Source organism: Bradyrhizobium sp. MI1.3 (assembly GCF_055811695.1).
Window position 1 is genome coordinate 1 of record NZ_JBVVPQ010000141.1, and the last position, 7,165, is coordinate 7,165.

General features: G+C 64.3%; 7 protein-coding genes. 3 read left to right on the forward strand and 4 right to left on the reverse strand.

The genetic code is table 11. From position 1 onward, the window contains the following. Nucleotides 1–144: 144 nt before the first annotated feature. Nucleotides 145–1,791 (reverse strand): phosphoglucomutase (alpha-D-glucose-1,6-bisphosphate-dependent), encoded by a 1,647-nt coding sequence (gene pgm / locus AC0L3A_RS39495; protein WP_473256436.1) that lies wholly within the window; start codon nucleotides 1,789–1,791, stop codon nucleotides 145–147. Between the two features lie 142 nt (nucleotides 1,792–1,933). Between pgm and AC0L3A_RS39500 the strand changes: the two genes are divergently transcribed. Both AC0L3A_RS39500 and AC0L3A_RS39505 read left to right on the forward strand, forming a co-directional pair. Continuing rightward, nucleotides 1,934–3,061, forward strand: coding sequence for an alpha/beta hydrolase family protein (locus AC0L3A_RS39500; protein ID WP_473256437.1), 1,128 nt, complete (start codon nucleotides 1,934–1,936; stop codon nucleotides 3,059–3,061). Between the two features lie 98 nt (nucleotides 3,062–3,159). Further along, on the forward strand, nucleotides 3,160–3,948 hold the full coding sequence (locus tag AC0L3A_RS39505; RefSeq protein WP_473256438.1) for a transglycosylase SLT domain-containing protein: 789 nt from the start codon (nucleotides 3,160–3,162) through the stop codon (nucleotides 3,946–3,948). A 226-nt stretch (nucleotides 3,949–4,174) separates the two neighbouring features. Here AC0L3A_RS39505 and AC0L3A_RS39510 read toward each other — a convergent pair whose 3' ends face one another. Further along, nucleotides 4,175–4,987 (reverse strand): response regulator transcription factor, encoded by an 813-nt coding sequence (locus tag AC0L3A_RS39510; protein ID WP_354127428.1) that lies wholly within the window; start codon nucleotides 4,985–4,987, stop codon nucleotides 4,175–4,177. 247 nt (nucleotides 4,988–5,234) lie between these two features. Here AC0L3A_RS39510 and AC0L3A_RS39515 point away from each other — a divergent pair, with 247 nt between their 5' ends. Then, nucleotides 5,235–6,083: an MBL fold metallo-hydrolase gene (locus tag AC0L3A_RS39515; protein ID WP_473256439.1), complete on the forward strand. Its 849-nt coding sequence runs from the start codon at nucleotides 5,235–5,237 to the stop codon at nucleotides 6,081–6,083. A 30-nt stretch (nucleotides 6,084–6,113) separates the two neighbouring features. On the opposite strand, the gene AC0L3A_RS39520 is transcribed toward AC0L3A_RS39515, so the two are convergent. Together AC0L3A_RS39520 and AC0L3A_RS39525 are read right to left on the reverse strand one after the other, a co-directional pair. Further along, nucleotides 6,114–7,004, reverse strand: a complete 891-nt coding sequence (locus AC0L3A_RS39520) for an aldose 1-epimerase family protein (RefSeq protein ID WP_473256440.1) — start codon at nucleotides 7,002–7,004, stop codon at nucleotides 6,114–6,116. Between the two features lie 74 nt (nucleotides 7,005–7,078). Then, nucleotides 7,079–7,165, reverse strand: an 87-nt coding sequence (locus tag AC0L3A_RS39525; RefSeq protein WP_473256104.1) for a hypothetical protein, incomplete at its 5' end; no start/stop codon positions are given.

A 7,165-nucleotide genomic window follows, 5' to 3' on the forward strand; every position in this document is an offset into this window, starting at 1 on the left:
TCAATCGACTTGACCAATGGCCAACCTGTCAGTGATGTGTCCGAACAAGCGTCAGCTATGTCTCCGGTCTAAACACTGCGCGGGCGATGACACCTAGGATACGGCGCGCTTCCCCGGAGAAGTGGCACCTGCCGCTGGAGTGTCCTATGCCCCGAACACCTTCGCCAACCCTGCCTGAGCCTCCTGCTGAATCGCCTTCAGGTGTTCGGGGCTGCGAAAACTCTCCGCGTAGATCTTGTAGACGTCCTCGGTGCCCGAGGGCCTCGCGGCGAACCATCCGAAATCGGTCTCGACCTTGATGCCACCGAACGGCTGGCCGTTGCCGGGCGCCTTGCTCAGGGTGGCGCGGACGGGATCGCCGGCGAGATCCTTCAGGCCGAGCTGCTCGGGCGTGACGGACTTCAGGATGTTTTTCTGCGGCGTGGTGGCGGCGACATCGATGCGCGCGTAATGGGGCACGCCGAACTCGGCGGTGAGGTCGTTGAAGAGCTGGCTCGGATCGCGGCCGGTCTTCGCCATGATCTCGGCCGCGAGCAGGCCGAGGATGATGCCGTCCTTGTCGGTGGTCCACACCGTGCCATCGCGGCGCAGAAACGAGGCGCCTGCACTCTCCTCGCCGCCGAAGCCGAAGCCGCCCGTGAGGAGACCGTCGACGAACCATTTGAACCCAACCGGCGTCTCGACCAGCTTGCGGCCGAGTTTTTTCGCGACGCGGTCGATGATGGAGCTCGACACCACGGTCTTGCCGATCGCGGCGTCCTTGCCCCAATTCGGGCGATGCGCGAACAGATAGGAGATCGCGGTCGCGAGATAATGGTTCGGATTCATCAGGCCGCCGGTGCGCGTCACGATGCCGTGGCGGTCGGCGTCGGTGTCGTTGGCAAAAGCGACATCGAAGCGGTCGCGCATCGCGATCAGGCTCGCCATCGCATAAGGCGAGGAGCAGTCCATGCGGATCTTGCCGTCCCAGTCCACCGTCATGAAGCGGAAGGTCGGGTCGATCGCCTCGTTCACCACGGTCGCCTTCAGGCCGTAGCGCTCGATGATCGGATGCCAGTAGTGCACGGCGGCGCCACCGAGCGGATCGATGCCGATGTTGACGCCGGCGGATTTGACCAGGTCGAGATCGATGACGTTGCCGAGATCGGCGACATAGGGTGTGACGTAGTCATAGGCGTGGACGTTCGCGGCTTTGCGTGCCCTGGCGTAGTCGATGCGGTTCACGCCTTTGAGGCCGTCGGCGAGATAGGCATTGGCGCGCCTCTCGATCACGGAGGTCGCGTCGGTGTCGGCCGGCCCACCATGCGGCGGATTGTATTTGTAGCCGCCGTCCTCGGGCGGATTGTGCGAGGGCGTGATGACGACGCCGTCGGCAAGGCCTGAGGTGCGGCCCTTGTTGTAGGTCAGGATCGCATGCGAGATCACCGGCGTCGGCGTGTAGCCGCCGTCCTTGTCGATCATGATGTCGACGCCGTTGGCCGCGAACACCTCGACGGCGCTGACCAGCGCCGGCTCGGCCAGCGCATGGGTGTCGATGCCGATAAAGAGCGGACCGGTCAGCCCCTTTTCACGTCGGTAATCACAGATTGCCTGCGTCGTCGCGAGGATATGGCCCTCGTTGAAGCTGGTCTTGAACGAGGTGCCGCGATGGCCGGAGGTACCGAACGCCACCCGCTGCGCGGGATCCGCGACATCAGGCTTGCCGGCGAAATAGGCCGTCACCAGCCGCGGAACGTTGGTGAGCGCGTCCGGCGAGGCCTGCTTGCCCGCCGCGGGATGAACATCAGCCACTGGATATACCTCGTCCTGTCGTAGAGATTGCGCAATACCATAGCATCGGCCAAGCCCGCGCCAAGAGCACAACACCCGCAATGGGGCGGCCGTTCCTGAGATCATGCTATGGTCTTTCGATCGGGGCTTTTCGAGTCGGGGCATGACGCTGTTTCAGAGGCTCTTGGTTGTTCTGATGGCGGGCATCGCGCCCGATGCGATGGCCGCGGAGTTCTACACCGAGGATTTGCGTATCCCGATGGTCGAGGCCGGACCGCAGGGGCTGGAGGCGTTCCTGGTCCGGCCGGCCGGGACCAAGCGCTATCCGCTCGCGCTGCTCAGCCACGGCTCGCCGCGCAGTTTCGACGATCGCGCGACGATGTCCGCGCACAAATATTATGGCATCGCTCTCGAATATGCCCGGCGCGGCTTTGCCGCGCTGATCGTGATGCGGCGCGGCTACGGCACCTCGCCCGGCGGGCGCGTCGACAGCGTCGGCGGCTGCGCCAACGCCGCTTATCTGCCGGCCGCGGCGGTCGCGGTGGCGGATTTGCGCGCGTCGATCGAGGCGATGGCGCGGAGGGCCGACGTCACCACCTCAGGCATGATCGCGGCTGGCCATTCCGCCGGCGGGTTCGCCACCGTCGCGTTGACCGCGCAGGCGCCAGCGGGTCTCGCCGCCGCGATCAGCTTTGCCGGCGGGCGCGGCTCGCGCGATGACGACGACGTCTGCAATCCGAACGGGCTGGTGCAGGCCTTCGCCACGTTCGGCAAAACCTCGCGCGCTCCGATGCTGTGGGTCTATGCCAGCAATGATTCCTACTTCGGTCCCGACCTCGCGCGCCGCCTCCATGACGGATTTCGCGCCAATGGCGGCAACGCGAAATTCATCGCGGCGCCGCCTTACGGCGACGATGGCCATTATCTCTATTCGGTCGTGAGCCGTCCGCAATGGACGCCCTATCTCGACGCCTTCCTGCGCGAGCGAGGTCTCGGCCACGATGTCCTGAGCCCGCCCGATCCGCTGCCGCCGCCGGGCCAGCTCAGCGAGGCCGCACGTGCCGAGTTCGCGCGCTATCTCGCCAGCACGATGCCGCACAAGGCTTTTGCGGTGTCGCCGAACGGCGGTTACGGCTGGCGTTCGGGGCGGGCGACGGCCGACGACGCCCAGCGCGATTCACTTGCCGCCTGCACAAAATGGTCGTCTGCCTGCACCCTCTATGCAGTCGACGACAAATTGGCCGGGGCTGCGCCAAGCACATCAACCGACCAGAGCTCGCGGTCGCGATAGCTTCATTGCGCCGCCTGCCGCTCGCGCCGTCCGAGCCGGGCCGCACCCCGAGCCGCCAGAAAATCGGTTGTTAACTCGAAAGATATAATACGTGGTCCATGCTGCGGGATCGAACACACATCAACGCCCGCGCAACGTGGACACACGTTGCGATCGCTGTGCTTTGGTTGGCATCCACCTCCGTGCACGCCCAGAACGACGTGGAACCGGCGTTGGCGGCGGGCGGTCGCGATGCAGATCTCGGCGCTGGAGAGACGCCGGCGTCGCGGGCGGCGATCCGAAAAATCATCGAAAGAGAAACGGCCAAGACCAATCTGCCCGCCGACATAGCCGAGGCCGTCGTCTTCGTCGAAAGCGGATACAATCCGGGCACCATTGGCGCCGTCGGCGAGATCGGCCTCATGCAGGTTCGGCCCGAAACGGCAGCGATGCTCGGATTTCGGGGAAATAACGCAGAACTCGCAGAGCCCGACATCAACATCCACTACGGCGTTCTCTATCTGAGCCGCGCATGGCGCCTGGCCGGCGGGGACCTTTGCCGAGCCCTGATGAAATATCGAGCCGGTCACGACGAGGAGTCCATGACTCCGCGCTCCCAGGTCTATTGTCACCGCGCCCGCAATCGTCTTGTCTCTATGAACTCGACGAGTGGGGGAAGCCAGGCTGCCGCAATCCCAGATGTGGCACCGGCGCCAACTCCGGCGCCCACCATCTCGAAGTCAGCGCACAATCAAAAAACCCCGGCACAGCCGAAGGACGTTTACGCGCGTTACCGTCAAGGCACGGCGGTCGCGAGCAGGGCATATTGGGCAGCACAGGAAGCCCGGGTCCGCCTCATCAAGGCTCGCGTCGAAGCCAGGTGGAAACGGGTCGCATCACGCCAATAGAATTGCCTGCCCAGAGACGAGCAGCGGTTAGACGAACGACATTTTTGAAACCGAACTTTGAAACCGAACCTGAATAGAGATCATGCACAACAGTTTGAGAGTTTTATTCGCAATCGTCGCGACCGGCGCCGTGGCCTTGTCGGCCTTTCTCGCGATTCGGTTCCTGGTCGGTTTCAGTGGCTGAACCCGCTGGCGCCGCCGGCACCATGTCGTGCTGCGCCTCCGTCTAGAGCCGCTCGCTCAGCGCGAGCTTGTAGCCGACGCCGGTGACCGTGGTGATGACGGGCGTGCCGCTGCCGACGAGCTTGCGGCGCAGCCTCGCCACCAAGGCATCGACAGTGCGGATGTCGACCTCGGCCTGGCGATTGCTGACGACCTCGATCAGATAGTCGCGGCTAAGCGGCCTGCCGTCGGCGCCGACGAGCGCCGCGAGCAGGTCGAATTCGGCGCGTGTCAGCGCCACCGGCTTGCCGTCGCTGCCGAGCAGCTCGCGCCGCGTCAGGTCGATGATCCAGTCGCCGAAGGCGATCGAATTGTGGTTGCGCGCCGCCTTGCGGTCGATCGAGCGCCGCCGCAGCACGCTTCGCGCGCGCGCGAGCAGGTCGCGCAAATTGATCGGCTTGGTGACGTAGTGGTCGCCCGCGACCTCGAGGCCGAGGATGCGATCGACGTCGGTGTCGCGGCGGGTGACGAAGATGATGCCCGCATTGCTGGTCGCCTGGATCTCCTTGGCGAGATCGAAACCGTCGCCGTCGGGCAGTTGCACGTCGAGGAAGACGAGATCGGTCCGCATCCGCAGCGCCTGGCGGCATTCCGCGCAGGAGCCGGCGCCGACCACGTCGAAATTGTTCTCGCTGAAATAACCGACCAGCATCGTCCGCGTCACCGGATCGTCCTCGACGACGATCAGCCGCTCGCGGCCAGCGACACGCAATTCCTGAACTGCGGAATCAGCCACGATGTTGGATGTCCTGTGTGCTTGCGGGCCGACCTGGAAGCTCAGGTCGCCGAGCGCGCCGTCCTGTGAACGTACATTCACGACTGTTCGAGCCCCCTCGAATTGCCTGCTGCAATACTAGGCGCGTTAGCGCGCCCAAACAACATTGGTCACGATCTGGCCGCATTAAGTATGAATTGGCCCACACTTCTCATCCCGAGCATCATGTTCGGGAGCCCCGCACGAGCGGCTGTTGTGCGGGCTGACGCCCATCCCGCGGCCACTTGCCCCGCCAAGAGCTTCAAATCTACTGTGGCGTCCCGAAAAGTCTGCCCCAGGAGGTGGCGCCATGGAAGTCATCCTGCTCGGCACCGGCGGCCCGCGCCCGGACCCGCGCCGCATGGCGACGACCACGCTGATCAGGCTGGGCGAGGAAAACATCCTGATCGATGCAGGCCGCGGCGTCATGGTGCAGCTCAGCAAAGCGGGCGTGCCGCTCGGCTCCATCAACACGGTCTTTCTCACCCATCACCATTTCGACCACATCGGCGACCTCTACGATGTGATGCTCAATTCATGGTTGCACGGGCGCAAGGACGATCTGAGCATCTATGGACCGCCGGATACCGAACGGCTCGTCAATACGCTCGTCACGCAGGTCTACGACAAGGACATCGCCTGGCGCGATCAGGGCGAGCCGAGCTTCGGCGGCTGGAAACCTGTCGTCGCGACCGACATTATACCGGGCCCCGTTCTCGACACCGGGCGCTGGAAGATCAGCGCCGAACTCGTCTCGCATGGCGACGGCCTCGACATGTCGCCGGCCTTCCTCGCACGCTGGATGTGTCTCGGCTATCGCTTCGAGGCCGAGGGCAAGGTCATCGCAATTTCCGGCGACACGGTGCCCTGCCCCGGTCTCGAGCGGTTGGCTGAGGGGGCCGACCTGCTGGTCCAGTGCTGCTTCCTCGCCACGCCGGAGATCGACAACGAGCACCTGCGCCGGCTTGCGAAATTCACGATGGCCTGTGGCGATACGGTCGGCAAAGTCGCGGCCAAGGCCGGCGTCAAGAAGCTCGCGCTGACCCATCACCGGCCTCGCACCGACGATTCCATGCTGAACGCGCTGCTCGTGGACGTCAGGCGGGACTACTCGGGTCCTGTCGTGCTCGGCGAGGACCTCACCCGGATCGAGGTCTGAAAACTCGAGATGCGCGAAGACCGTCCGACTTCAGAACGATCCAACCTCAACCCGAAATGACAATTGCTCTTCCGTCCCAGGCGCGATGTGCATCAGGCCCGGCTTGTCAGTGAATTCGCCGTCGAAGCCGGCCGGACTGGCATAGCCGCGCCAGGGCTCGATGCAGAGGAACTGCGCGCCAGATGGTTTCGACCAGACGCCAAGCTCGCGAAAGCCGCGCCATGACATTTCCAACCACGGCCCGGTGGACGCGCCCCGCTCCGCGGCATAGCGGACCGAATTGCTCGCGATCCGATCGAAGATGATTGCATCGTCGACGAACAGGGATTCGGACAGAGGCAACACGGAGCCTTTGATCGGGCTCGGCTCCGGTGCCGGACGCAGCAGGCCGCCGTCGAGACGGCGGACGGGAGATGGCTCTGCGTTCGCGAAGCTCAGCGCGTAACTCTCCTTCGCCAGTCCCGGTTGGAGCGGCCAGTTGAAAGCGGGATGGCCGCCGAGCGAGGCCGGCAATATCTCCTTGCCGGTGTTCGCGACCACGAGTGAAAGATCGAGACCGGATTCGTCGAGCGCATAGGTTGCCGTCAGGCGGAACGCGAAGGGGTAGAGCGCGCGCGTCGTCTCGCTGTCTTCGAGCACCAGGACACAGCGACTTTCGCCACGTTCCGCCCACGCAAAGCGGCTGTCGCGCGCGAAGCCGTGCTGGGTCATCCGGTAAATCCTGCCCCGGTGCCGCAATTCGTCATTGGCGAGACGCCCGACGATCGGAAACAGCAGCGGCGCATGGCGCGGCCAAGCCGGCTCCGCCTGCCAGACGAACTCGATGCCGGCATCGCTCGCCAGCGAACACATCTCCGCGCCTTGCGCCTTGATGGTCGCGGTGAGCCCGCCGCTGCGGATCGTATGCGTGTCGTCGGTCATAACAGCCTGTTCAGATCATCGCAGTTCGCAGGACAATTTCTAAATGTTCGCGGAATGTTGGAGCGACACTCTGCTCAAGAGCGCTGATAGTCGTCTTCAATCCGGATGATGTCGTCTTCCCCGAGATAGCTTCCCGTCTGGACCTCGATCAGCTCCAGCAT

What these genes read in the sequence shown, in the direction of transcription:
- AC0L3A_RS39500 (WP_473256437.1), top strand. Translation starts at nt 1,934, where the DNA reads ATGACGCTGTTTCAGAGGCTCTTGGTTGTTCTGATGGCGGGCATCGCG.
- AC0L3A_RS39515 (WP_473256439.1), top strand. Translation starts at nt 5,235, where the DNA reads ATGGAAGTCATCCTGCTCGGCACCGGCGGCCCGCGCCCGGACCCGCGC.
- AC0L3A_RS39505 (WP_473256438.1), top strand. Translation starts at nt 3,160, where the DNA reads ATGCTGCGGGATCGAACACACATCAACGCCCGCGCAACGTGGACACAC.
- AC0L3A_RS39520 (WP_473256440.1), bottom strand. Translation starts at nt 7,004, where the DNA reads ATGACCGACGACACGCATACGATCCGCAGCGGCGGGCTCACCGCGACC.